Origin of the sequence: Streptomyces sp. NPDC047706, assembly GCF_043204795.1 — a bacterium.
Classification (GTDB): domain Bacteria; phylum Actinomycetota; class Actinomycetes; order Streptomycetales; family Streptomycetaceae; genus Streptomyces.
The window spans coordinates 18,879-42,371 of sequence record NZ_JBIDCW010000006.1 but is presented as its reverse complement, the minus strand read 5'-3'; the positions used below and the strand labels follow the sequence as shown (position 1 = coordinate 42,371).

Sequence of the window (23,493 nt, the reverse complement as noted above, 5' to 3'; positions counted from 1 at the left end):
CCACCGTGTTTGCCACGGGGTCGCCGCTGCCCGGCAACCCCGGGCAAAACCCGGTCGAGCCCCCGGCAAGGGCGCGGTACCGTTCTTGATGTCCCCGCCCGTTCCAGCCGGCGGGGCCGTCGATCCCGGACCGGCGGGTGAACCGGTTGCACACATGTATGTGGGGACGCTGTCCTTCGACCTCCTCCTCGGCGACGTACGGTCGCTGAAGGAGAAGCGCTCCGTCGTCCGCCCGATCGTCGCGGAACTCCAGCGGAAGTACGCGGTGAGCGCGGCCGAGGTGGACCACATGGACCTCCATCGCAGGGCCCGGATCGGGCTTGCGGTGGTGTCCGGCGACGCCGGGCACATCAGCGACGTGCTCGACCGGTGCGAGCGCCTGGTCGCCGGGCGCCCCGAGGTGGAACTGCTGTCGGTGAGACGCCGCTTCCACGGCGACGACGACTGACCAGAGAACGTAGATCAGGAAAGAACGGGAGACGGACCAGTGGCCGACAACGCGCGCGCCAAGAGGCTGGCGGACCTCATCCGAGAGGTGGTGGCCCAGAAGCTGCAGCGCGGGATCAAGGACCCGCGGCTCGGCTCGCACGTCACCATCACGGACACCCGGGTGACGGGCGATCTGCGGGAGGCGACCGTCTTCTACACCGTGTACGGGGACGAGGAGGAGCGGACGGCCGCGGCCGCCGGTCTGGAGAGCGCCAAGGGCATCCTGCGCTCCGAGGTCGGCAAGGCGGCCGGCGTGAAGTTCACGCCGACGCTCACCTTCGTGGCCGACGCGCTCCCGGACACCGCCAGGACCATCGAGGACCTCCTCGACAAGGCCCGCCAGTCCGACGAGAAGGTGCGCGAGGCGTCGGCGGGCGCCGCCTACGCCGGTGACGCCGACCCGTACAAGAAGCCGGGTGAGGACGAGGACGACGCCAGCGCATGACCCAGAAGCACTCCACGCCCGACGGCCTTGTCATCGTCGACAAGCCGTCGGGCTTCACTTCGCACGACGTGGTCGCCAAGATGCGGGGCATCGCCAGGACGCGCCGCGTCGGCCACGCCGGCACCCTCGACCCGATGGCGACGGGCGTCCTCGTCCTCGGCGTCGAGCGGGCGACCAAGCTCCTCGGGCACCTCGCGCTGACCGAGAAGGAGTACCTGGGCACGATCCGCCTGGGCCAGACCACCGTCACGGACGACGCCGAGGGCGAGATCACGGGGTCGGTGGACGCCTCGGAGGTCACCCGGGAAGCCGTCGACGCGGGGGTGGCCAAGCTGACCGGTGACATCATGCAGGTGCCGTCCAAGGTCAGCGCCATCAAGATCGACGGGGTGCGCTCGTACAAGCGGGCCCGGGAGGGCGAGGACTTCGACATCCCGGCCAGGCCCGTCACCGTCTCGTCGTTCGGCGTGTACGACGTCCGGGAGGCCGTCGCAGAGGACGGCACCCCCGTGCTCGACCTGGTCGTCTCGGTGGTGTGCTCCTCCGGCACCTACATCCGTGCCCTCGCCCGTGACCTGGGCGGCGACCTGGGCGTCGGCGGGCACCTCACCGCGTTGCGCCGCACGCGCGTCGGCCCGTACAAGCTCGACTCGGCCCGCACCCTGGACCAGCTCCAAAAGGAGCTGACGGTGATGCCGATCGCCGAGGCGGCGACCGCCGCGTTCCGGCGCTGGGACGTGGACGGCAGACGGGCCCGGCTGCTTCTGAACGGCGTACGCCTCGACATGCCCGACGAGTACGCGGGGGCCGGGCCGGTGGCCGTGTTCGATCCCGAGGGCCGCTTCCTCGCACTCGTGGAGGCGCAGCGGGGCAAGGCCAAGAGCCTCGCCGTCTTCGGCTGACGGCTCACCTTCGTCTGCCCGTGGAGCGGCGGTCACGGGGTCCTGCACTCCCGCCGCTCCACGGTCCCCCCATCGGTTCCCCCACCCCTAGGGTGTATCCAGCGACCCCGGTCCGTTCACCCGCCCAGGCGGGCGCTCGGAGTGAACCAGGGGTGTGCAGGGGGGCGCGTTCGCCTGGCGTGCTGTTTCCCTGATCATCTCGCCCCTACCGTCGACCTCGGAGCACAGAGGTACGGCGGTACGGCGGGGAGGTTCGACCATGGCGGTACCGGACCGGAGGACCGCACCGCAGGAGGGCGCGCCCGGCCCCGGCCCCGGCGACGGCGGCCTCGTCCGCATCCACGACCTCGCCGGGCGCCCGCGCGGCACCGGCTTCGTCGCCGACCATCACGGCACCGTCCTGACCAGCCACGAGGCCGTCGACGGACTGAGCCGTCTGGTGCTGTGCGCGGGAACCCGCAGCTGTGTGGTGCCCGCCGGGGCGGTCACCCCCCTGCCGGAGCGGAACCTGGCCCTCGTGCACGCCGAGGGGCTCGGCGTGCGGCCCCTGCCGATCACTGTGCGGGACCGGGTCGCGACCGGCACGTATGTGCGGATCGCCGCGGGCGGCTGGCGTGAGGCGCGGGTGCTGGGAGCGGTGTCGGGGGTGACGTACACGGCCACGGACCGCTTCCGTCAGCTCGACGACGTACTGGAACTGGCGATCGGCACGGCCGGGCGGGACGCGCTGCGGCTGGGCGGTGGGGCGGCCGGGGGTCCGGTCGTCGACGCCGCCACCGGTGCCGTCGTCGCCCTGCTCGGGACCGCGCTGCACACCGGTCACCGCGACTGCGGCTTCGCCGTGCCGCTGCGGCCGGCCGAGAGCGGCCCGCTGGCCGCCGTGCTCGCCGCCAACGCGGCGGCGGTGCCCGCCTACGGAGCCGATCTCAATCTCGGCGGCGTGCTCGAACTGACGGCGGCGACTGCGGCTGCGGCGCCCGCCGGGCAGGAGGGGCTCGTCTCCCTGCGCGAGCAGACCGGCGAACCTGTCGAACCCGTCGAACGGGCCGCCGTCATCCGGGAGTTCGCGGCCTTCGCCGACGGGCAGGCCCTCGTCCTCGCGCTCGTCGGGGCGCCGGGCAGCGGTCGTACGACGGAACTCGCGGCGCTCGCCGCCCGGCGCGGCCGGGGTGCGCGCCCGGCACCGACGGTACGGCTGCGGGGAGCCGATCTGCGGGACGGGGACGAGTCGGTGGCGGACGCGGTACGGCGCGTGCTGAGCCGGGCGGCGCGGGGTGTGGTGGTGGCTGGGGGCGGGGTTGTTCCGGGAGGGGTGGTGGCTGGGGGCGGGGTAGTTCCAGGAGGGGCGGTGGTCGAAGGCGAGTGGTCCGGACGTCTGGTGGGGGTGGCCCGGCATGACGGGGTGGGGACCGGCGGTGGCTGCCCCGAGGGGTTCGGCGCCGTGGCCCTTCCCGGCGGGAGCGGCCGCGCGCCTCTCGGTGACACCGGCCCGGAACGCCTCGCCGCCGTCGCCCGGGCCGCGGGCCGCCCGCTGCTCCTGCTGCTCGACTCTCCGGAGGAGATGCCACCCGAGGCGGCCCGCGCTCTGCCCGCATGGACGGAGGGGACCGTGCGGTGGCTGCGGGAGGAGGGGGTGCGTCTGGTCGTGGCGTGCCGTGCGGAGTACTGGGAGCGGGCGGGGGCCGAATTCCCCGAGGAATGCCTGCACCCCGGCGCCGGTCCCGCCGGTCTGCCGCCCTGCGTCCCCCTGGGCGGCCTCGACGAGGGCGAGGCCCGACGCGCCCGTGTCCGCCACGGCCTCCCCGAAGGAGCCCTCGCCGGCCCCGACGCCCGTCATCCGCTCACCCTCCGGCTCCTCGCCGAGGTCCTGGACGCCGTCCCGGACGCCCTGTGGACCGGACCGCTGGACCGGCACGACGTCCTCGCCGCCCACCTGGACCTGATGTGCCTGCGCACGGCCCTGCGGCTCGCCGCCGGGAACGGCCTGCACGGCAGCGCCGTACGGCGGCTGGCGGCAAGGGTCGCCGGACAGGTGCACGAGGCCGCCCGGCGCAGTCTGGGGTCCGGACAGGGCGAGCTCGCCCGCGGCGCGTTCGAGGAGCTCTTTCCGTGGGGCCCGGCCCCGGCCCGGCTCGGCGGCGGCACCGGCTGGGCGTCCGCGGTCCTGACCGAGGGCCTTCTCGTCCCCGCCGGTACCGGCTACCGCTTCGCCCACGAGGAATTCGCCGACTGGATCCAGGGCACCCACCTCGATCTGGACGAGGCACTGCGTGCGCTGGTTCACCACCCCGCCTCGGACGCCGAGCACCCGGACCCCGTCCCGCACCATCGCATCGGCCCGGTCGTCGAGGCGCTGTTGCTGCTCGCGCGGCAGCACGGCGCACACCGGCTCTCCGTTCGCCTGGAGGAGCTGCTCCACGCCCTGGACGACGACCCGCGCTCCTGGTGGGCGGCACGGCTGCTCGGCGAGACGCTGCGCCGGGTGCCGGACGCCACGCCGTATCTGCGGGTGTTGCGGCTGCTCGCCGAGACGATCGTCGACTGGCGGCGGCAGGGACGGGCCGTTCCGGCGGAGTTCGGGCCCGCCTTCTGGAGGGAGCCGGCCCTTGCCGGCGCCGAGCGCCTCGACCTGCTGCGCCGCCTGGTCCTCGCCGACACCGGACCGGTCGGCGGGGACCGGTACCTCGACGCCGCCGCACAGTTGCTCGCCGCCGACCCGAAGGCCGTGCAGCGGCACCTCACCCGCTGGTTCGACGACGAACGGGCGCTCCCGGCGGCGCCGCACGCGACCGTGGCGACGGCCGCGCAGGCGCTGCTGCACACGCACCGGCACCGGGCGCCGGACGACCTCATGGAGGCGCTGGCCGGCAGCGCGCACCGACGGGGCGACGAACTGCTCGGCGTACTCGCGGAGGAGGAGCCCTCCGCCGTGTGCCGGGCCGTGGAACGGTGGGCGTACGACGAGCGGTCGCGGTGGCGGGGCTCTGCCATGGTGTACGGGCTGCGCGCCGCGCCGCACACACGGGACGAGACCGACCGCGAGCTGCTGCGCTACGCCGCGCTCACCCTGCTGGCACGCCCCGCCGACGTCGCGCTGCACGGCGGGGCGCTCGCCCTTCTCGTACGCGATCCGCACACCCGGGCCAGGTATCTGCCCCGGGCCGTCGAGCACTTCGCGGCGGGCGATCCGCAGCTGCCGGCGAGCGCGCTGGTGACCGCCCTGGCGACCCACCCGGAGCCGGTACTCGGCGCCTTCCGGGCCCGGCTGCGGCAGGGGGACACGGGGGAGGCGCTGTCCGCTCTCGCCGATGCGCTGTTCGCGGTCGGCGGGGCGCGGCGTCCGGTGACGGCGCGGAGAGTCGCCGAGGTGGTCCGGGAGGCCGTGGCGCTGCGGGTGGGCTGGGCGGCGCCGGTGGCCGCGTACGTCGATGGGCGGCTGGACGCTGGTTGCGGGTGCTCGGAGGGGCGGGGCGTGGTCGGTTCCGGGCGGGACGAGCGGGACGAGCGGGACGAGTGGGACCAGTGGGATGGGCGGGAGGACCGGGGGAGTGGTGGCCGCGGCGGCGGCGGGTGGGGCGGCGGCGACGGGTGTCGCGGTGTCGATGTCGAGCGCGCAGACCGGTGCCGCGGTGCGGATGTCGGGCGCGCCGACCGGTGCCGTGATGCCAAGGACGTGCTGTTCGCCCTGGTCGCAGGCTTGCTGGACGGGGGGCCCGAGCAGCTGAGGGTGGCGCTCGCCGGCGTTCTCGGCGCACCGGGTGCCACCGTCTCCCGCGCCCTGCGCCGCGAGCTGTGCGACTTCCTCCTCGTCCACGAGGAGGCCCCGCCCGTCCTGGAAGCCCTGCTGCGTGCCGCCGCCCGGCACGGTGGGGACGGACTGCGTGCCCTGGTCCATCGCACGGGCATGCTCCTCGTCCGCACTCCGGCGGGAGCCACCCGCTTCGACCGCGCGCTCCTCGACCTCGGCCGCGAGCTTCCCGGCTTCGCCGCCCGCGTCGCGTACTGGCTGAACGACGCTCCACAGGAGTGGGCCGCGGTGGTCGGCCCCAGCACCCGTCGGATGATCGAGAGTCTGGCCGGCGTAAGGCTTCCGGTATGCCGAGGAGCACGTGCGTCAGGTCACAGCCCCCATGCCGGTGCGGGCCGGACCCCTTCGGCATGGCACCCTTAGACCTGCGTAAGAGGCATAGACGGACACGGGTTCGAGGAGCGGTCACAGTGCAGCGCTGGCGTGGCTTGGAGGACATCCCCGAGGACTGGGGGCGCAGCGTCGTCACCATCGGCTCCTACGACGGTGTCCACCGCGGGCACCAGCTGATCATCCGGCACGCCGTGGAACGCGCCCGCGAGCTGGGCATCCCGGCCGTCGTCGTCACCTTCGACCCGCACCCCAGCGAGGTCGTCCGCCCCGGCAGCCACCCGCCGCTGCTCGCCCCGCACCACCGGCGCGCCGAGCTGATGGCCGGCCTCGGCGTGGACGCGCTGCTGATCCTGCCCTTCACGGCGGAGTTCTCGAAGCTGTCGCCCGCCGACTTCGTGGTCAAGGTCCTGGTCGACAAGCTGCACGCCAAGGCGGTCGTCGAGGGCCCCAACTTCCGCTTCGGCCACCGCGCCGCCGGAAACGTGGAGTTCCTGGCCGAACAGGGCAAGGTCTACGACTTCGATGTCGAGGTGATCGACCTGTTCGTGTCGGGCGATGCGGGCGGCGGCGAGCCGTTCTCGTCGACGCTGACGCGCAGGCTGGTCGCGGCAGGGGACGTGGCGGGCGCCGCGGAGATCCTCGGCCGCCCGCACCGCGTCGAGGGCGTCGTCGTAAGGGGCGCTCAGCGCGGCCGCGAACTGGGCTTCCCCACGGCCAACGTCGAGACGCTGCCGCACACCGCGATCCCCGCCGACGGGGTGTACGCCGGGTGGCTTGAGGCGGCGGGCGAGGCCATGCCGGCCGCGATCTCCGTGGGCACCAACCCACAGTTCGACGGAACCGAGCGCACGGTCGAGGCGTACGCCATCGACCGCGTGGGGCTGGATCTCTACGGGCTGCATGTCGCCGTCGACTTCCTGGCGTTCGTGCGCGGGCAGGCGAAGTTCGACACGCTTGAGGCTCTGCTGGAGCGGATGGCGGAGGACGTGAAGCAGTGCCGGGAGCTGATCGCGGCGGCGGAGGGTTCGGGGTCGTAGACGGCGCCCTTGTCGTGACGCCATGAAGGGCGGCCGGTGCTTGTGTGCACCGGCCGCCTTTCATCGTCTCTCCGTCTCGTGGCAGCCGTCCGTCACTGCTGGGAGGGCGGCCCCTCGGGCCGGCCGGGCTGCGGGTAACCGTAACCCGGGTGCTGGGGGTGCTGGGGGTGCTGGGGGTGCTGGGCCTGCTGGTGCGGGGGAGCGGGCTGGCCGGGCTGCGTCGGGTGGCCCGGGTACGCCGGGTGGCCCGGCTGGGGCGGATACGGCTGGTCGGGGGCGGCGTACTGACCGGGCATGGGCTGGCCGGGCATCGGGTGTTCCGGTGCCGGCTGGCCGGGCATCGGCTGAGCGGGGTAGTGCTGGCCCGGCATCGGCGGGGCGGCGACCGGGGGCGGGTTGCCGTCGCTGGTCCACAGGCCGTGCATCTGCTGGTGACGTACGAAGTCCTCGGCGACCATCGCCGCGAGGTTGAAGTACGCCTCCCGCACCTTGGGACGCATCATGTCGAGGTCGACCTCGGCGCCGGCGGCGAGATGCTCGTCGAACGGGACGACGATGACGCCCCGGCACCGCGTCTCGAAGTGGGACACGATGTCCTCGACCTTGATCATCTTTCCGGTCTCGCGCACACCCGAGATGACGGTGATCGAGCGTGAGACCAGGTCGGCGTAGCCGTGCGCGGACAGCCAGTCCAGCGTCGTACTGGCGCTGCTCGCACCGTCCACGGACGGCGTCGAGATGATGATGAGCTGGTCGGCGAGGTCGAGCACACCGCGCATGGCGCTGTAGAGCAGGCCGGTTCCCGAGTCGGTGAGGATGACCGGGTACTGCTTGCCGAGCACGTCGATCGCGCGCCGGTAGTCCTCGTCGTTGAAGGTGGTCGAGACGGCCGGGTCGACGTCGTTGGCGATGATCTCCAGCCCGGAGGGGGCCTGCGAGGTGAACCGCCGGATGTCCATGTACGAGTTGAGGTACGGGATCGCCTGGACGAGGTCACGGATGGTGGCCCCGGTCTCCCGGCGCACCCGCCGGCCGAGCGTGCCGGCGTCCGGGTTGGCGTCGATCGCGAGGATCTTGTCCTGACGCTCGATGGCGAGGGTCGAGCCGAGGGCGGTGGTGGTCGTGGTCTTGCCGACGCCGCCCTTGAGGCTGATCACGGCGATGCGGTAGCAGGACAGCACCGGCGTCCGGATCAGCTGCAGCTTCTGCTGCCGCTCCGCCTCCTCCTTCTTGGCGCCCAGCTTGAACCGCGACACGGCGGCGGCCGGACGCCCGCTCTTCGCCTTCTGCCTCTTGTTGTTGAGCAGCCGGTCGGAGGACAGCTCGACAGCCGCGGTGTAACCGAGCGGCGCCGCACCGGGGTTGGTGGGCTGACGCTGGTCGTGCTGGAGCGGCTGCGGCCAGGCGGTGCCGAGGCGGGGGTCGGTGGGTGGGGCCGGAGGCTGAGGCTGCGGCTGGTGCGGGTGCTGCGGGTGTTGCTGGGGAACGTGAGGCGCTTGTGGGTGCTGCTGCGCCGGGGCCTGGGGCTGGGGCAGGCCGTGGCCTTGGTGCGGGACTTGGGCCTGGCCCTGCGCGGCGTCCGCGGGGGGCTGCTGAGGGTGCGGGGTGTTGGGCTGCGCCGGTTGCGCGGGCACGCCGGGCTGGGGCACACCGGGTTGGGCGGACCCCTGATGCTGCGCCGGGGGCTGGGGGAAGCCGTAGCCCTGCTGCGGGTTGGGTGCGCTCGGGTTGGGGAAGCCGTAGCCCTGCTGGGCGTTGGGGGTGCCGGGGTGGGGGAAGCCGTGGCCCTGCTGGGCGTTGGGGGTGCCGGGGTGGGGGAAGCCGTAGCCCTGCTGGGCGTTGGGGGTGCCGGGGTGGGGGAAGCCGTAGCCCTGCTGGGCGTTGGGGGTGCCCGGGTGGGGGAAGCCGTAGCCCGGTTCGGCCTGGGACTCGGGTGTGGGCTGCTGTGGGACGTCGGGGCCCTGCGGAGCCGGTGCATGGGTCGGCGGCCAGGCGGGGTGCTGCTGAGGCGGAACGGGCGGCTGCTGCGGAGGCAGGGGCGGCCGGCCCTGGGCAGCCGTGGGCTGCGGCTCCGACGGTGGCGTGGGCGCGCTGGGGTACGGCTGCTGAGGCTGGGCCTGCGGCTGTGCCGGCCACTGGGCGGCGGGGGCCGGGGCCGCCGGCTGGTACGTGGGCGGCAGGGGTGGCACGCCACTGTTCGGGGCGGGCGGGGGAGTCCAGGCCGAGGGCGCGTCGGGTGCCGCCGGCGCGGCTGCGGCGTTGTCCTGGGCGGCGTCGCCCTGCGGGGTCGTCGCGTCGGCGTCGGTGGGCTCGACGGCCTCGCCTGACTCGGGGGTGGCGGGAGCGTCGTCGTCGGTGCCGTCGGCGAGCTTGGGCTCGGCTGCGTCGGTGGGCGCGTCGGCGTCGCTGTCGTCGGCCGGCGTGCCACCGTCGGTGTCCTCGACGACACCGGCGTCCTCCGGCGCCCCCGGGGAGCCGCCTTCGGACGGCTCACGAGACTCGGCATCGGCGTCGGGCTCGGCGTCGGCCTCGCCGTCGGTCCCGGCCTTCGTCTCAGCCTCTACGGCGGCCTCGCGGTCAGCGATCTCCTGCTTCAGGGAGGCCGCCGAGAAGCGCATGGTGGCACCGCTCTCCAGGTCCCCGTTCCCGGCCTCGGCCTCCTCGTGTGCCTGCGGGGCAGGAGCGGGCTCAGGGGCCTGAGGCGCCTGCGGGGGTTGATGGATCTGAGGCACGTGAGGCGCCGGCGCCGCGTCCGGGACGGGGGCGACCGGCGGATGCGGCTCGAACCCACTCCCCTCAGGCAACTTGGGTACCCCACCGTGCTCCCCGGCCGACGGCGCGGCGGGCGGAAACGCGACTCCCGGCGCGGGAGCAGGCGGAGGCGGCGCGAACGGCACGCCAGGCATCGGCACGGGCGGGGGCGGCACAAAGGGCGCCGGCGCAGCGGTGTGCGCGGGCGGAGTCGGCCCGGACCCGGACTCCGGGGTCGGCGGCGACGCAGGGGTGGAGGTTGCGGCGGGCGCGGGCGCGGGCGCGGGCGCGGGGGCCGGAGCCGGAGGGGTCGGGGGGACGGGTACGGGAGCCGGAGGGGTCGGGGGGACGGGTACGGGAGCCGGAGGGGTCGGAGAGGCCGCAGCGCCGGAGTGCCCGGAACCGGAGTCTTGGGACGAATCGGACCTCGATTCACCCGAGTTCCCCGAGTCCCCGGACGCGCTCTGCGTGTACCAGGCAGGCGGCGCGTAGTCGATGGTGAACTCGCCCGTCATCTCGACGGCAGCCTCCGCGTCGGGCTGATCATCGCCGGGCGTCGCCCAGCCCCCGCGGATCCCGTCCCGATCGCTGCTCACAATTCCTCCTGGTGTGGTCGAGCACCCTCATGCCGTGCGGGGGCGGCCAATACCTGTAGGGCTTGGTCGAATCGAGGTCGTCCGATCCACGGGCTCTCCCCCTCGGGGGCGGCACCTGGTCCGTGGGTACTGGCGTCGCGCCCGGTACCAGCCTAATCACCACGCCGCCCACATCGGCAGGCCCGTCCACTCCATCACGGTCGGTCCGCGGTGTCACGTTCGGCCCGCAGGCAGCCTGCGAGTCGCCCCCTCCAGTGAACAAACCGCCCTATAGCGGAGGTTGGAACAAGGGGAGAACGGGGCAAATTCCGCTGAAAGTGCAATTCGCCTCAGGCGATGGCTGATTCAGTCCATCCTTCGCGGCGAACCCAGCAACCCGATTTCGGCGTCGGTCGGCTGCGTCATCACATACTGCCGGTCACGGTCGGTGCACCAGAGCGTGAGGCCGTCGGGCAGGGTGGGCAGAGCGTCCACATCTGTTCGCAGTAGTGCCATGGTGCGGCCGAGCTCCGCCGCCTCGTCCGGGGAGACGCGCTGCACCCCGACGAGCCGCGCCTGCCGTACCAGCCGGGGAGCCACGGGGCTGAGATACGGCAGCACGGTCAGCACCGACTGCCAGGGCCCCGAGACGACCCGGCCGCGCGGCGGGCGCATCCCGCAGTCCCGCACCACCAGCACGGGCGTCCCCGCCGAGCTGCCCTGTGGGGGTACCCGACCGACTTCGTACACGGCCAGGCCGTTCTGACCGCCGCCCATGGCATGCACCATCTGCATCCAGGCCTGCGGGCGCCCGGTCTCCACGGCGACGCGCGCACCGGTCGCTGCCGCTCTGAGGGCGATGACCTGCGCGGTCCACAGACCGCCGATGAGAACGACGTCGTACGCCGTCGGGCGGTTGACACCGAGCACCGCGGCCCGGTTCTCCGCGTCCACACCGATGACGACACCGTCGTCGCCGATGGGCAGCGTGAGCGCCTCCAACTGGCTCGCGGACACGGAGTGCCGCGCGTGCCGAGGGCCGATCAGGCCGAAGCCCCTGCGCAGCAGGTCCCGGGCCCGCTGGGAAGTGGTGGTCAGATCCTCACCGCGGCCGGCCGGGTGTCCCGCTCGCGTGGTCGTGGCCATCACCGGGCACCTCCCAGGGGCATAGTCGCAAGCATGCCGGGTACCTGTTCCCGGTCGAGGCGGGCCAGCCCGGTGCCCGTGTGGCGCGCCGCCGCCTGCAACGCCCGCCGCGCGGCGACGAGTTCGTTGTCACTGCGCCCTGTCACCCGCAGATGCCCGCACATGGACACCTCGTGTTTCTCCCCGCGCGACAGGGTGAGGCTGAAGGTGGTCGCGAGCGCGGGTACAGCCGTGATCAGGGCGATGACCTGTGGCAGAGAGGGCGCTCGATGGCCACCCAGCGAGGGCCATCGGCGGATCCAGTACGTGGTGTGCCTGCGATTGTCGCAGCGCCAGCTCCGGCCCGACTCCTCGGTCCGCCGCTCCCGTGCCTCCGTGCGGCCGGCCTCCGCCGTCACCAGCGGATTGGCGCAGGCCGAAGTGGCGACGGCGGCGATCAACTCCTCCTCGTCGAGGAGGGCGGCTCGGAAGCCGGCTCCGGTCAACCGGCTCGCGAGGTGATCGGCGCAACGCACGACGCACTTCTGTGCGCCCACCAGGCCACCACCGCGAGCCGCCACGGCCTCCGGGCACAGCTCCGGATCGAGTTTGAGCGCGATCCAGGTGAGGCGCACGGCAGGCGCGCCCGTCCGCTCCTGGAGCGGCGCGTAGTTGGCGACGGCAACGGACTGCCGTGGCAGATGGAGCGCGGGTGCCGGCTGGGTGTGCAGCACGACCTGCGCCGACTCCAGCCGGATCCCGTCCACGTCCAGGGCGCCGTGGACGAGACTCAGCGGCAGGGGGTGCCTGTTCCGGTCGGCGCGCAGCGCGGTGGCGTCGGCCTCGACCTGCAGGACGGCGGTGACGAACGTGCCGTCACCGATGATGCCGACGGGGGGACGATCACGTCCGGTGAACGTGTAGGTCCGCAGACTTGGGTCGCACTCCAACGCGGGCGCTAGGCCCGGCTCCGTGCCCGGGGGCACCGGAGTGCTCGCGGCACGACGCTGCCGTGCCCGCAACGCCTGTGCCGTGGCGAGCCATTCGGGCAGGGACCGGCCCCGGCGGCGTACGAAGGAGACCAGCACCAAGCAGAGGGCGATCACAGCCGCGACCACCAGGGCCACCGGACCGACAACCCATCCGACGAGCAGCGCGGCGGCGGCGACCTCCAGCATGACCACGCGCTGCAACCGGAATGACCCGGTCTGCATCGCACGCGATCTGAGATGAAGCGCCCCCGGCGTGGCAGGACGCTGCGCCGACGCCTGCCGAGGCGCCGCGGAGCCCTCCGGTCGCGATCGGCCACGGGACCGTTCACGTGTTCCGGCAGCCATCACTCCATCCCCCCGATTTGCTCACAACTCGCCGGCAATTGTGCACTGTCCAAGGCCCGCGAAGGCCCGGACACACTACCCGTCTCCTCAGGTCCCCCGAGATACCAGGCATAGTAGGGGGCCGGTCCGACAACGCAGGCGGGGAAGCGTGCCATCCGCCGGACGGCTACAGCGAATCACGGGGAGAGGCAGGCACAGATGGCATCTCGGCGGGACCAGCTCAATGCCTACACCTTCGCGAAGCGCCGCATGCTCGCGGCCTTCCTGCAGTCGTCGCCCGACGGTTCGGAGGAGAGAGCGCCGCGACCGCTGCGCGCGGTCCTGCCCGGCGTCATCGTCGGGGTGATCGTCATGGCGGTCTTCGGGGCGTGGGGCATGTTCAAGCCGACGGCACCGAAGGGCTGGGACGAGCCGAACGCCAAGGTGATCGTTGCCAGCAAGTCGACCACTCGCTACGTCGTGCTGAGGACCGACGGCCAGGCCCAGCTCCACCCGGTCCTCAACATGGCCTCCGCGAAGCTGCTCCTGGAGGCCGGGCAGGGCGACGTCGTCACCGTCGCCGAGTCCGTTCTCGACAGCGGCAAGATCCCGCACGGCGCCACCATCGGCATCCCCTACGCCCCGGACCGGTTGCCCTCGGCGGAGGAAGCCGGCACCGCGAAGCGCTGGGTGGTCTGCGAGCGGCCGGGCGCCGGCGGCGGCTCCGTGCAGAAGGCCGCACTGGTCCTGTCATCCCGCGACATGGCGGCGACCGACGGCAAGGGCAGGCTCCGTGGTGGCCAACTGCTGTACGTCTCCGCCCCGGACGGCAAGCACTACGTCATCGACGCGGGTGGGACGGCGTACCCCGTCGACAAGGCGGACGAACTGCTGCTGCGCGCGGTGGTCGGCTCGGACCGGCAGCCCCAGCGGGTGTCCGCGCAGTGGCTCGCGACCCTGCACCAGGGCGACCCGATCACCTTCCCGGGCATCACCGGACAGCCGGGTGCGGCTGCCGACGCCCCGGGCCAGCTGGACGAGGCGACCAACAAGGTCGGCATGGTCCTGAGGGCCATGGACAACAACGCGCCCCAGTACTACGTGGTGCTGCCCGGCCGAGTCGCCCCTGTCTCCGCGTTCGTTGCCCAGCTCCTGCTGTTCAGCGCGGAGCTGGTCGCGCTGGACCAGGCAGGCCAGGCCCAGGCCGTGAGCCCCGGCGACATCGTGCCGGGCAAGCCGTTCGGCACCGAACGCCGCTGGCCGACCGGAGACCCCACCCCCGTCAACGAGGCGTCGGAGGAGGGGAGCCGCAGCACCATCTGCAACGTCCTGCGCGGGGTGCACGCAGGCACCGGCGCCACCACCCTGAGCACCTGGGCGGGCACGGACTTCCCGCAGAAACTCCCCGTAGGCGCTTCCAGTGCCTACGTCACGCCGGGCTCCGGCCAGCTCTACCGTCAGTTCCAGGGCGAGGCGACGAAGACCGGCCCCGTGTTCCTGGTCACTGACACAGGCCTGCGCTACGTCCTGCAGTCCAACGGGGACAGCGCCACGGACGACGCCCGCATCGGTATGACCGCCGAGCAGCGTCAGCAGCAACAGCGGGAGGCGATGCAGGCCCAGACCCTGTTGGGCTACAAGGACGTCGACCCGGCTCCCGTTCCCGCCGCATGGTCCAAGTTCCTCCCCACCGGACCGCGGCTGTCGACGGCCGCGGCACGTCAGCCGCAGGGCTCGTGACGAGGAGGACGACGGTGCTGCGTACGACGCTGGTGGCGGCCGCCGCCACCCTGCTCACGGCGACCACGGGCCTCGCGCCCCCGGCGGTGGCCGCGGAGAAGCTGCCGTACTCGGACCAGTGTGAATTCCCCAACGGCCAGTACCCGGGCCGCCCGTGGTCCCTGCAACGGGTCCTGCTGGACGAACTGTGGAGCCGGTCCACCGGCGAGGGCGTGCGGGTGGCCGTCGTCGACACGGGCGTGGACGTGACGAACCCGCAGCTCAGGGACGCGGTCGACGCGAAAGCCGGCATCAACGTCCTGCCGAAGAACCTGAAGGACGAGAACGGCGACCCGATCGAACGGGGCAAGGAGAACGGCACTTCGGACGCCGTCGGCCACGGCACCAAGGTCGCCGGCATCATCGCGGCCCGCCCCGCGACCGGCACCGGCTTCGTCGGCCTGGCGCCTGACGCGACGATCATCCCGATCCAGCAGAACGACGCGGAGGGCCACGGCGACACCGGGACCCTGGCCACCGCGATCCGGCACGCGATCGAGGCCAAGGCCGGGGTCATCAACATCTCCCAGGACACCTCGGACGCGGCGAAGCCCGATCCCGACCTGGAACGGGCGATCAACGAGGCCATCGACCGGGACATCGTCGTCGTCGCCTCGGCCGGTAACGACGGCGTCGGCGGCAACGTCAAGAGGACCTACCCGGCGTCCTATGCCGGCGTCCTCGCGGTCGCCGCTTCCGACCGCAACAACGAACGCGCCTCCTTCTCCCAGTCCGGCGACTTCGTCGACGTGGCGGCCCCCGGTGTCGACATGATCTCGACCGTGCCCAAGGGCGGCCACTGCTCCGACAGCGGTACGAGCTTCGCGGCGCCGTACGTCGCGGGTGTGGTGGCGCTGGTCAGGTCGAAGCACCCGGACTGGACCGCCCAGCAGATCGTCGCCCAGATCGAGCAGACCGCCGAACGCACGATCGCCGGCCACGACCGTCTGGTCGGCTGGGGTGTGGTGGACCCCGTCCGCGCGCTCACGGAGGACGATCACCCGATCGAGTCCCCCAGGCCGCGGGAGGGCCTGACCCGGGCCGAGGCCCCCACACCCGCGAAGTTCCAGCTCGGCGAGACCCCCGACGAACGCAACGCCCGCCTCGCCACGTACGTGGCCGTGGCCGCGGCGGTCCTGGCCGCGGGCCTCGGCGGCACGGCGGTGGCGATCCGGGACGCGCGACGGCGGGCGCGGCGGGTTGTGGGGGCGGAATGACCGGGGGCGGACGAGAAGGCGAGGCCCGCCGTCGGCCACGCCTGTCACCCGCTGGGAGTGGCACACCCGCCTTCCTGAGCTCGGTCAGTTCCTCGCCGGCTTGGTTCTCCCAGGACATGCCGGACGAGTTCGACGACCGTGACGCGGCCGTCGACGACTACCGCACGACCACCGACCCCCACCTCGTGGCCCGCCTCGTCGGCGAAATCCACGAGCTGCTCGCCCTGCACCCGGAGGAGTCAAACTGTGCCCTGGCCGTCGCCGAGTTGGGCATGGAGGTCGGCCCGCAGGCACCGTACGCACCCAGCGGCTGGCTCGGCTCGTCGCCGGTCGGCTCGGTGGGAGTGACGGCTTGTCGCGAAGCACCGGTGAAGCTCACATCAGCCGCACCAGGGTTGCCGCAAATGGCAGTTGGGGCTGTCAGTGATAGTCACTAGAGTGGTTCAGGTTGCGGTCATGAACACTTGAGAGGCGCCGGCTGCTCAGGACGGGCAACGAAACAAAACGGGGAGGGAAGGCTTCGTGCTTCCTGCAGACTTGGGCGGGGCCGCCGACGTTCGGCGTGGCCTGATGGCATTGTCGAAGTTCAAGCAACGCGTGGACGACCTGCTCCGGGACTTCGAGGACTCGGCGGGCGGCCCGTCGAAGGTAGCGGCTCACAGCCTGTCACAAGGCGCTTTCGGCATGGGTGACTTCCCGGAAGCGAAGGCGCTCCACCTGGAATACGAGCGCGTTCACGAGCGTATCTCGTCCCTGTCCAAGTCGCTCGGCCTCCAACTGGAGGCGATGATGATCGCTGTGCACGGCGTGGACGTGACCTTCGACAATCTCGAGGAGGAGGCCCGCTATCGGTTCCACGAGATCCGGGCCGAGGTCAACCAGCAGCGCGACGAGATGCTGCACGAGCAGATCAAGCGTAAGAACGACGCCGAGCGCACGGACGCGGGGTACTGATGAGCGGCGATAGGGACAAAACGCAGCCGAACCTCCACGAGGCGGAACACCAGGAGGCCGCCCAGCAGAACGGCAGCCTCGACGCGGTCATGAGTATGACCGACGTGGTCAACCTCAGCCCCCTGGGGCCCGTCAAGGGTTTCCACTTCGGCAGGACCAGCTTCGAGGGCTACGGCCTCAACAAGATGATCGACATCGTCGAGTCCGCGAACCCCGAACTGCTGGACGCCGCGGGCGACGCCATCATCAACGCACGGAACGCCATCAACGCGGCGGCCGAGGAACTCGGCCTGAACCTGGGCGACGTCGACTGGGAGGGCGAAGCCCGTAGCGCGGTCCACAAATGGGGCAACGACCTGGCCACCACGGCTCGCCAACTGGCCATCTACGCCGACGTGGTGGGCACCCAGGTCTTCGCGGCCAGCTCGGGCCTCGCCTCCGTACGCAGGTCCATGCCCCCGCGCGACACCCGCACGGACCCCAAGACCGTCGAGGACATTCCCGAGGCCAAGCGGGTCGAGAGCAACGACGCATACATGGCGGCGGTACAGGCGGAGAAGCACCGCCAGGAAGCCATCAACCAGATGTATCGGCTGGCGTCGTTCTACACGGTGTCGGGCGGGATGATGCAGAAGGCCGAGGAGCCGGTGTTTCCGAAGATGCCGGATGTGGGGGTGCCGACGCCAGCACCGATCATCGAAGACCCAGGAACTCCGATTGAGGCTCGTTCAGGGCAAGGGACTCTCGCAGCCGCTAGTGACTCCGGTGCGGTCCGTGAACTTGCGGACCCAGCGGTTGTGGGCCGTCGCGGGCAGGATCAGCGGTCGTCCCAATACGGCTTGGACGACTCTGTCGGGCCACGGCACGTCGGTACGGAGATCGACAGCGTCGTTACCCTGCCTCCACAGGACACCCTGAAGCCGACGCCCGTCGCATCGCCTCCGACGACAGGCCCCCACGTAACCGCTGTGGGAACACCGGCTCCGGTGACTTTCGTTGCAACAACTCCAGTTTCGCGAGGTCCGGCCGGACGCACCTCAAACTTCGGTGGTGGGCCCGCCCCCAGGACTGGCCAGGCGCCGGGGCGAGCCGGTGGCACGCCGACCGGAACCCCGGCAGGACGTACATCAACCGGCCCTATGGCACCGGTGGGACGTGCCGCCACGCCAGGGCCGGCAGGCAGTCGTGGGACTGGCGTCCCCATTGGGCGGGGAATCATCGGCGGGGTGCCCAGGCCCGTCAGCTCGGCGGTCGGTCAGGCAGTCGGCGTCCCGCGCGGTCCTGCCACCGGAACGGGCGTCACAAATCCTGGGCGAACCGGCACGGGCCGCTCCGTCGTCAGCCGTGACTCGGATGGCGTCGTCGGAGGTAGGTCCGTCACCGGTACCAGCCGGGGCGCCACCGGCTCCAGTGAGCCGCGGGGCACGGTCGTCGGCCGTCAGAGCGCACCTGCCTCGCGGGGCACGGGCGAGCGGCCTGGGCAGCGTGGAGTGATCGGGGCGCGGAACTCGTCGGCGGGCGCGGAGGAGATCCCTCGCCGCTCTGTGGGCAGCGCCAGCGGCGTTGTCGGAGCGCCGACGGAACCAGCCCTCGCAGCCAGGGGCAGCGGGCACCCACCCGGCATCAACGCTGCAACCCGTGGCCTAAAGACCGACGAGCGGTCCGGCGATACGCGGACGCGCCGTGATGAGCGGCGCGACGGGGCGTCGTCGACCGACTGACCGGAAAGAGCGAGGACAGATGGGCACAGGGATCAGCCGGCGCAGCGGGCGAAGCGCGACTTTCACCAGACGGCATCGGAGACGAACTGTTGCCCTCTGTTCAGCGCTTGGCACCTTGGCCATCCTGTCCGCAGGCCTGGCTCCTAGTGCGACGGCCGCGGACGCACAAGCCCATCAGTGGTACCTGTCCGCGATGAAGGCCGACGAGATGTGGAAGGTGAGTACGGGCAAGGGGGTCAAGGTCGCCGTCATCGACTCAGGCGTCAACCCTGATACCCCCTCACTGAAGGGTCAGGTGCTCGCCGCGGAGGTGCCGGAGGGCGTTGGCTACAAGGCGACTGAGGATTACAACGGCCACGGGACGAGCATGGCCGAACTGATCGTTGGTACTGGTTCTGGTGGCGGTCTTAAAGGCCTGGCCCCTGAGGCGAAGGTTGTACCCTACCGACTCGCATTCCCTGATCTGAAGGACGAGGCCGCAGCGAAGAAGGCACCGAACACCGCACAGGCGATCAGGGCTGCTGCGGACAGTGACGCCAAGATCATCAACATGTCCTTCGGTGCCCCTACGGATTATCCGGCGGAGGCCGCAGCTATCAAGTATGCCCAATCTAAAGGGAAACTGATGTTTGCTGGTGTCGGCAACGACGGAGAGACCAAGAACCTCGTCGGATATCCGGCCGCATATCCGTATGTCGTCGGCGTCGCAGCCTCAGATGAAGAGGGTACGGCCGGGGTGTTTTCGGAGCGCGGAAACTACGTTGACCTGGCTGCCCCCGGACTCAATGTGCCGGCATGGTGTGACGCGACGTTCCGCTCGTACTGCACAAGAAGAGGCACCAGCCAGGCAACCGCCATCGCCTCCGCCTCCGCCGCCCTCATCTGGTCCGCCCACCCCGACTGGACGGCATACCAGGTGCTCGCCAGCCTGATCGACACCGCCGGACGTGACTGGGCCAGAGACGACCCGAGCACCTACCTCGGATACGGCCTGATCCGCCCCCGCAAGGTGCTGGAGAACGCCGACTTCGACCCAGGCCCCGCCGGCACCGACCCGCTCGCCAAGGAGAACGTGACGGGTATCACCGAAAACAGCCCTGCTTCTCCCTCCGAGGCCGCCTCGGCCCAGGCCCCTGACCGCACCCCCGGCGGCGAGACGTCGGCGGCAGGATCAAGCTCGGAGTCGTCCGACAGCATGTGGGTCGCGCTGGGGGCGGCAGGAGCTGTTCTGGTCATCGGGGGCGGCGCATACGCCATGGCACGGTCGCGACGCAGAGCCTGACGACTCCAGGCGGGGGGGGCACCAGCCGCAGGCAAGCGCACACAGCAACGAGCACCAACTCTAACGAAACGGAGTGCCGACATGGTCGACCGCAAGCTAAATGAAGGCGACGTTCAGCGGCTTCAGACGGAGGTCATCGATCGCTACGACAACATCCGGCAGTCGCTGGCGAAGTTGCAGGGAACGATCGACATGATCGAGAAGGCATGGAGGGGCCAGGGAGCCCACGCGTTCAACGTGAAGCAGACCGAGATCAACGGCCACATGGTCGCGATCGGCAAGATGCTCGACGACTTCCTCGAGGGCATTCATATGAACAAGACCGACAAGCGCAACCTCGAAGACCAGATCGAGGCGGACATGCGCAAGATCTCGGTCGAGGACCTCGGCGGCAAGACATCGGCATTCAACAGCTACTGACGAACCGCAGTCGGCACTCAGCCCGCCCGATCGCCCGGGTCTCGCAGCCCGGCTGACAGCGTCACAGAAACGAGGGAATCATGTCCGGAGCGCATTACGACGAACTTGCCGTCACCTACGGCACCATGGACGCGCTCGCCACCGAGCTTGGTAACCAGGCCAAGAAGCTCGAGGAAGACCTCGAGGCCCTGAGGAAGGCAGTGCTCGACGTCTCGGCGGGCTGGGGAGGTGACGCGTTCGACGAGTTCCAGAAGAAGTCCAAGGAGTGGGCCGAGCACACCCAAGGCATCCACACGGCGCTGGTACAGATCTCGCAGCGCGTGCACAGCGCCGGCGGCGACTACCGCGGCGGCGACCTGAAGGGCGCGAGCTACTTCATGTAGCAGCAGGGAATTTCACAGCGCCGGGGTGGGTGCGCACGGGAGGCGCCCACCCCGGTGCCGTATTGCGTCAGTTTGAGAACGGCTCTCAGAAGCGTTCGACTTCCTCGCCACCTGGGACCTTGTAGCAACCCGATACGACATCCAGGCTCAGCTTCGGAGGATCGTTCTTCGACATCTGAACGATGTGAACGCCAGCCTTGTTCCTGTCGTTGTCTGCGGTCAACGCGATATTCCGGTTCTTGCTGGTGTCCGGCCCATACTCGACGATCTCCCACCCATTTTTCGGCAGTTCCGTCTTGAGTCGCTCCATGGCCACTGCAAGGTCGCTTGCCGCGGCGGGATAGAAACTCCAGGAGTGAAGGATGCGGAAGTATTCCTTGCTGTCCCTTTTTGGGCAGTCCATGACTGTCGGGCGACTGTCGGACGCCTTTCCCTTGACGCCAATCAGTTCGTAGATCTCGCTGGACACCCTTTCCGTCGCGTCGGAGGCATCTCGCGAGGTGCTCGTGCCGGCGGATGGGATTTCATCGGAAGTGTCGTCAGACAAATTGCATCCCGTGATCGTAGTGAGAGCAAGAGGTGCGGCGAGCAAGAGCGCGCTCAGTTTGGACTTCACGCCAAGAGCCTTACGATTGTCGAACCGGAAATGTGTGTTGGCCTACTTCACATGCGCCCACGGGTCAGGCGGTGGCTCCAGCGTCACGTCATCACCCTTTCCGACGATGACTAGGGCCTGATTCCTCAAGCTCGTGGTGCCTCCTTTCCAGTAATCGCTGTGCCCTTCGGTATCGGTCGTCATCTGGTTGGCGCCGAATTCGTGGTCACTAGGGATGATGAAACCGTCTCCCCCGTGACCCCATCGGCCAAGGTCCGGCACGACGTCCCCTTCGGCCTCTTCGTTCCACACATGTCCCTCGGGGACATCCATCTCCTCCGCATGGGAGACCTTGACCCCGGGACTGCCGGCGAAGATGACTTCATCGGCCTGGAGATGCCCTGTTTCTGCGGCGGCGCCCACGAGGGTGGTTCCGTAAGAATGCGCGATCACGGTCGTGTGCGACGGGGCGGTGCCTGAATGTGATGCCTCGATTCCGTCCATGAAATTCCGGAATGCTGGTGCGCCGTCGTAGGCGTAGTGCTCGAACGGGGCATCTGTGGCGACCTTGTCCGGCGCTTCGTAGCCCAGCCAGGTGATAGTGGAAACAGGCTTTCCGTCTGCCTCTTCAGTGGCCCTGTGCCATACATTGACCATCCGGTTGATGTCGCCTTCGATACTGTCCAGATCCGCCGTCGTACCCGGCACATAGACCGCCCGATGAGCCGCGGTGTCCGGGTTGCCGTTGGCGATGATCGCGCGGCCGTCACCCTCGGTGCTGAATCCCAACAGGTATGGCTCGGGGAGTCCGTTAGTGCCCGTCGCATCGAAGCGGGACTGGATGGCCTGCACCCCTTTGAGGGAGCGAGTGAGCTGGTCGTACTGGTCGCCGTACTTGCTGTGCCACTGCATCCACTCATCGCTGTGAACCTTGGACGGGTAGCCCCCGGCAGAAATCCAGGTCCACTCATTGAGCGGCGGCTTTGGGATGGAGTTGAGCTCCATCTGCATCCTGCCCCGCGCCTCGTCCAGCACAATGCGATTGGCCTCGTCCCGGACGGGTGCGGGCAGCCCGTCGAGCGCGCCCACTGCAGCCGGCTGCATGGAGATCCAAGCGGCCTGCTCCTCCGCGGACAATCCCTTCCACCACGTGGCGTTGCGCTCAGGGCTACCGTCCTTGGGAGGCTGGGGGAGTGAGTCAAGGTACTTCTCGCCCGCGTCACGTACACCGCTGGTGTCAAAGGAAGCGTCGGCCCAATCCTTATCGGAGACGGTGAGGTCGTCGTCAGCTTTCAGCGCACGCAGCTTCGGCGCCCACTTCTCGTCGGCCTCTGTGGCCTCCTTGAGAGCTACGGCGATCTGGTCCGCATAGGTCTGCGCGAGCCGGTGATGGGGATTGGGGTCGAAAATTGCCGCCTGACGACCCACGGCGGAGGCCGTGGCATCGGTGAAGCCGCTCACGGTACCGCCCAGGGGGATCTTGCCGTCCTCGCCCTTCTGTCCTCCAGGCGGATAGGTGATCGAACCATCGGCGTTTGCGGTAAGTTTTGCGGTTCTCGCGCCTTCAAGGGCGGCGTCCAGCTTGCTCTTTGCCGCTCCGATCTCGTAGGAAAAGGCTTCCAAAGCCGAACTCACGAGGCCACATTCGACTTGCATGTAGTGGAAGTTGTGGGCCAATTCGCCCAGTTGCTTGACCGCGGCGCTTGCGGACTCGCCCTTCAGGGAGATTCTCATGGCCACGACAATCTGGTTCTCCAAGCGGTCCTTGGCCGCGCACGCCATGTCAGAGGTTCTGCGGTACCCGTCCGCGGCTTCCGAATACTCGGTCGGCCTGAGCGCTTTCAGCGTGGCGAGGTCCATGACGTCTCGTCACCGCCCCGTTGCTTGGCCGCCGACGGCCGGAGTGTCCGCGTACGCAACCGCGAGACTGGCGATCTCGGCTTCGATAGCCTCGTCGGTCTTCAGTTGGTCACTCCCCACTTTCTCCAGAAGCGCAGAGATCTTGCTGCAGCGACCGCTGACGCTTTTGATATAGCGCTCCCATGATTCGTAGACGGCTGTCTGAGCGCCCGCGGTCAGACAGCCGACGTCGTTGCCGACGCCCTTCTGGCCCTCTGCCAGCTTCCTCATGGCCCTGCTCACGTCATCACGGAGTGAGTCGACGTCCTGACCGGCTTTGGACCAGGCCGGTTTGTTCGACACGAGCGTGCCTGAGCCACTGCCGCCCGGTTCGACCGGTACCTGGTTCAGTTGCATCTGTGCGGAATGCTGCTCCGCCGCGCTCTTGAGTTGTTCCCACTCTTCCCACGCCATGCGTGGTCTCCTCCCCGTATCCCCGTGTCGATTCCACAAACGGGACAA

18 protein-coding genes and 1 pseudogene are annotated in these 23,493 nt (G+C 70.3%); 13 read left to right on the top strand and 6 right to left on the bottom strand.

All coding sequences use genetic code 11. From position 1 onward, the window contains the following. Positions 1–154: 154 nt before the first annotated feature. The 5 genes from ACGF8A_RS08965 (at position 155) to ACGF8A_RS08945 (ending at position 7,014) form a co-directional block, all read left to right on the top strand. On the top strand, positions 155–448 hold the full coding sequence (locus ACGF8A_RS08965) for a DUF503 domain-containing protein (protein ID WP_393105792.1): 294 nt from the start codon (positions 155–157) through the stop codon (positions 446–448). A gap of 39 nt (positions 449–487) precedes the next feature. Further along, a complete protein-coding gene (gene rbfA / locus ACGF8A_RS08960; RefSeq protein ID WP_393105790.1) occupies positions 488–934 on the top strand; it encodes a 30S ribosome-binding factor RbfA in 447 nt (148 codons plus the stop codon). Beyond that, a complete protein-coding gene (gene truB / locus ACGF8A_RS08955; protein WP_393105788.1) occupies positions 931–1,836 on the top strand; it encodes a tRNA pseudouridine(55) synthase TruB in 906 nt (301 codons plus the stop codon). Before rbfA ends, truB begins: the two co-directional genes overlap by 4 nt. Positions 1,837–2,095: 259 nt before the next feature. Further along, positions 2,096–6,007 carry a trypsin-like peptidase domain-containing protein gene (locus ACGF8A_RS08950; protein WP_393105786.1) on the top strand — a complete coding sequence of 1,304 codons (3,912 nt, stop codon included), beginning with the start codon at positions 2,096–2,098 and terminating at the stop codon, positions 6,005–6,007. Between the two features lie 47 nt (positions 6,008–6,054). Further along, the gene (locus tag ACGF8A_RS08945) at positions 6,055–7,014 is read left to right on the top strand and encodes a bifunctional riboflavin kinase/FAD synthetase (protein ID WP_393105784.1); all 960 of its coding nucleotides are present in this window, start codon (positions 6,055–6,057) and stop codon (positions 7,012–7,014) included. A 92-nt stretch (positions 7,015–7,106) separates the two neighbouring features. On the opposite strand, the gene ACGF8A_RS08940 is transcribed toward ACGF8A_RS08945, so the two are convergent. The 3 genes from ACGF8A_RS08940 to eccE all read right to left on the bottom strand — a co-directional run bounded on the left by ACGF8A_RS08940 (position 7,107) and on the right by eccE (position 12,802). Beyond that, positions 7,107–10,361, bottom strand: coding sequence for an SCO5717 family growth-regulating ATPase (locus ACGF8A_RS08940; RefSeq protein ID WP_393105782.1), 3,255 nt, complete (start codon positions 10,359–10,361; stop codon positions 7,107–7,109). A gap of 345 nt (positions 10,362–10,706) precedes the next feature. Beyond that, positions 10,707–11,486, bottom strand: coding sequence for a hypothetical protein (locus tag ACGF8A_RS08935; protein ID WP_393105780.1), 780 nt, complete (start codon positions 11,484–11,486; stop codon positions 10,707–10,709). Next, entirely contained in the window at positions 11,486–12,802 is a 1,317-nt protein-coding gene (eccE, locus tag ACGF8A_RS08930; RefSeq protein ID WP_393105778.1) for a type VII secretion protein EccE, read from the bottom strand. The genes ACGF8A_RS08935 and eccE overlap by 1 nt, the downstream gene beginning before the upstream one ends. A 198-nt stretch (positions 12,803–13,000) precedes the next feature. Between eccE and eccB the strand changes: the two genes are divergently transcribed. The 8 genes and pseudogenes from eccB (at position 13,001) to ACGF8A_RS08890 (ending at position 20,537) form a co-directional block, all read left to right on the top strand. Then, positions 13,001–14,521, top strand: coding sequence for a type VII secretion protein EccB (eccB, locus tag ACGF8A_RS08925; RefSeq protein WP_393105775.1), 1,521 nt, complete (start codon positions 13,001–13,003; stop codon positions 14,519–14,521). 17 nt (positions 14,522–14,538) lie between these two features. Beyond that, on the top strand, positions 14,539–15,777 hold the full coding sequence (gene mycP / locus ACGF8A_RS08920) for a type VII secretion-associated serine protease mycosin (protein ID WP_393106234.1): 1,239 nt from the start codon (positions 14,539–14,541) through the stop codon (positions 15,775–15,777). Between the two features lie 25 nt (positions 15,778–15,802). After that, a pseudogene (locus ACGF8A_RS08915) lies at positions 15,803–16,214 on the top strand (contact-dependent growth inhibition system immunity protein); the annotation flags it as partial. Between the two features lie 85 nt (positions 16,215–16,299). Next, the gene (locus tag ACGF8A_RS08910) at positions 16,300–16,731 is read left to right on the top strand and encodes a hypothetical protein (protein ID WP_393105773.1); all 432 of its coding nucleotides are present in this window, start codon (positions 16,300–16,302) and stop codon (positions 16,729–16,731) included. Continuing rightward, entirely contained in the window at positions 16,731–18,452 is a 1,722-nt protein-coding gene (locus tag ACGF8A_RS08905; RefSeq protein ID WP_393105771.1) for a hypothetical protein, read from the top strand. The genes ACGF8A_RS08910 and ACGF8A_RS08905 overlap by 1 nt, the downstream gene beginning before the upstream one ends. A 193-nt stretch (positions 18,453–18,645) precedes the next feature. Next, entirely contained in the window at positions 18,646–19,734 is a 1,089-nt protein-coding gene (locus tag ACGF8A_RS08900) for a S8 family serine peptidase (RefSeq protein ID WP_393105769.1), read from the top strand. Positions 19,735–19,815: 81 nt separating this feature from the next. Then, positions 19,816–20,154, top strand: coding sequence for a WXG100 family type VII secretion target (locus ACGF8A_RS08895; protein ID WP_393105767.1), 339 nt, complete (start codon positions 19,816–19,818; stop codon positions 20,152–20,154). 80 nt (positions 20,155–20,234) lie between these two features. Further along, positions 20,235–20,537, top strand: a complete 303-nt coding sequence (locus ACGF8A_RS08890) for a WXG100 family type VII secretion target (RefSeq protein WP_393105765.1) — start codon at positions 20,235–20,237, stop codon at positions 20,535–20,537. Positions 20,538–20,622: 85 nt separating this feature from the next. Here ACGF8A_RS08890 and ACGF8A_RS08885 read toward each other — a convergent pair whose 3' ends face one another. The 3 genes from ACGF8A_RS08885 to ACGF8A_RS08875 are packed head-to-tail and all read right to left on the bottom strand — an operon-like array spanning position 20,623 to position 23,445. Further along, on the bottom strand, positions 20,623–21,153 hold the full coding sequence (locus ACGF8A_RS08885; RefSeq protein WP_393105763.1) for a hypothetical protein: 531 nt from the start codon (positions 21,151–21,153) through the stop codon (positions 20,623–20,625). Positions 21,154–21,195: 42 nt separating this feature from the next. Next, positions 21,196–22,992: an alpha/beta hydrolase gene (locus tag ACGF8A_RS08880; protein WP_393105761.1), complete on the bottom strand. Its 1,797-nt coding sequence runs from the start codon at positions 22,990–22,992 to the stop codon at positions 21,196–21,198. Positions 22,993–23,001: 9 nt separating this feature from the next. After that, the gene (locus ACGF8A_RS08875) at positions 23,002–23,445 is read right to left on the bottom strand and encodes a hypothetical protein (RefSeq protein WP_393105759.1); all 444 of its coding nucleotides are present in this window, start codon (positions 23,443–23,445) and stop codon (positions 23,002–23,004) included. Positions 23,446–23,493: the final 48 nt, after the last annotated feature.

What these genes read in the sequence shown, in the direction of transcription:
- ACGF8A_RS08880 (WP_393105761.1), bottom strand. Translation starts at nt 22,992, where the DNA reads ATGGACCTCGCCACGCTGAAAGCGCTCAGGCCGACCGAGTATTCGGAA.
- eccE (WP_393105778.1), bottom strand. Translation starts at nt 12,802, where the DNA reads ATGGCTGCCGGAACACGTGAACGGTCCCGTGGCCGATCGCGACCGGAG.
- ACGF8A_RS08950 (WP_393105786.1), top strand. Translation starts at nt 2,096, where the DNA reads ATGGCGGTACCGGACCGGAGGACCGCACCGCAGGAGGGCGCGCCCGGC.
- ACGF8A_RS08900 (WP_393105769.1), top strand. Translation starts at nt 18,646, where the DNA reads ATGAAGGCCGACGAGATGTGGAAGGTGAGTACGGGCAAGGGGGTCAAG.
- ACGF8A_RS08890 (WP_393105765.1), top strand. Translation starts at nt 20,235, where the DNA reads ATGTCCGGAGCGCATTACGACGAACTTGCCGTCACCTACGGCACCATG.
- truB (WP_393105788.1), top strand. Translation starts at nt 931, where the DNA reads ATGACCCAGAAGCACTCCACGCCCGACGGCCTTGTCATCGTCGACAAG.
- ACGF8A_RS08965 (WP_393105792.1), top strand. Translation starts at nt 155, where the DNA reads ATGTATGTGGGGACGCTGTCCTTCGACCTCCTCCTCGGCGACGTACGG.
- eccB (WP_393105775.1), top strand. Translation starts at nt 13,001, where the DNA reads ATGGCATCTCGGCGGGACCAGCTCAATGCCTACACCTTCGCGAAGCGC.
- ACGF8A_RS08875 (WP_393105759.1), bottom strand. Translation starts at nt 23,445, where the DNA reads ATGGCGTGGGAAGAGTGGGAACAACTCAAGAGCGCGGCGGAGCAGCAT.
- ACGF8A_RS08895 (WP_393105767.1), top strand. Translation starts at nt 19,816, where the DNA reads ATGGTCGACCGCAAGCTAAATGAAGGCGACGTTCAGCGGCTTCAGACG.
- ACGF8A_RS08935 (WP_393105780.1), bottom strand. Translation starts at nt 11,486, where the DNA reads ATGGCCACGACCACGCGAGCGGGACACCCGGCCGGCCGCGGTGAGGAT.
- ACGF8A_RS08905 (WP_393105771.1), top strand. Translation starts at nt 16,731, where the DNA reads ATGAGCGGCGATAGGGACAAAACGCAGCCGAACCTCCACGAGGCGGAA.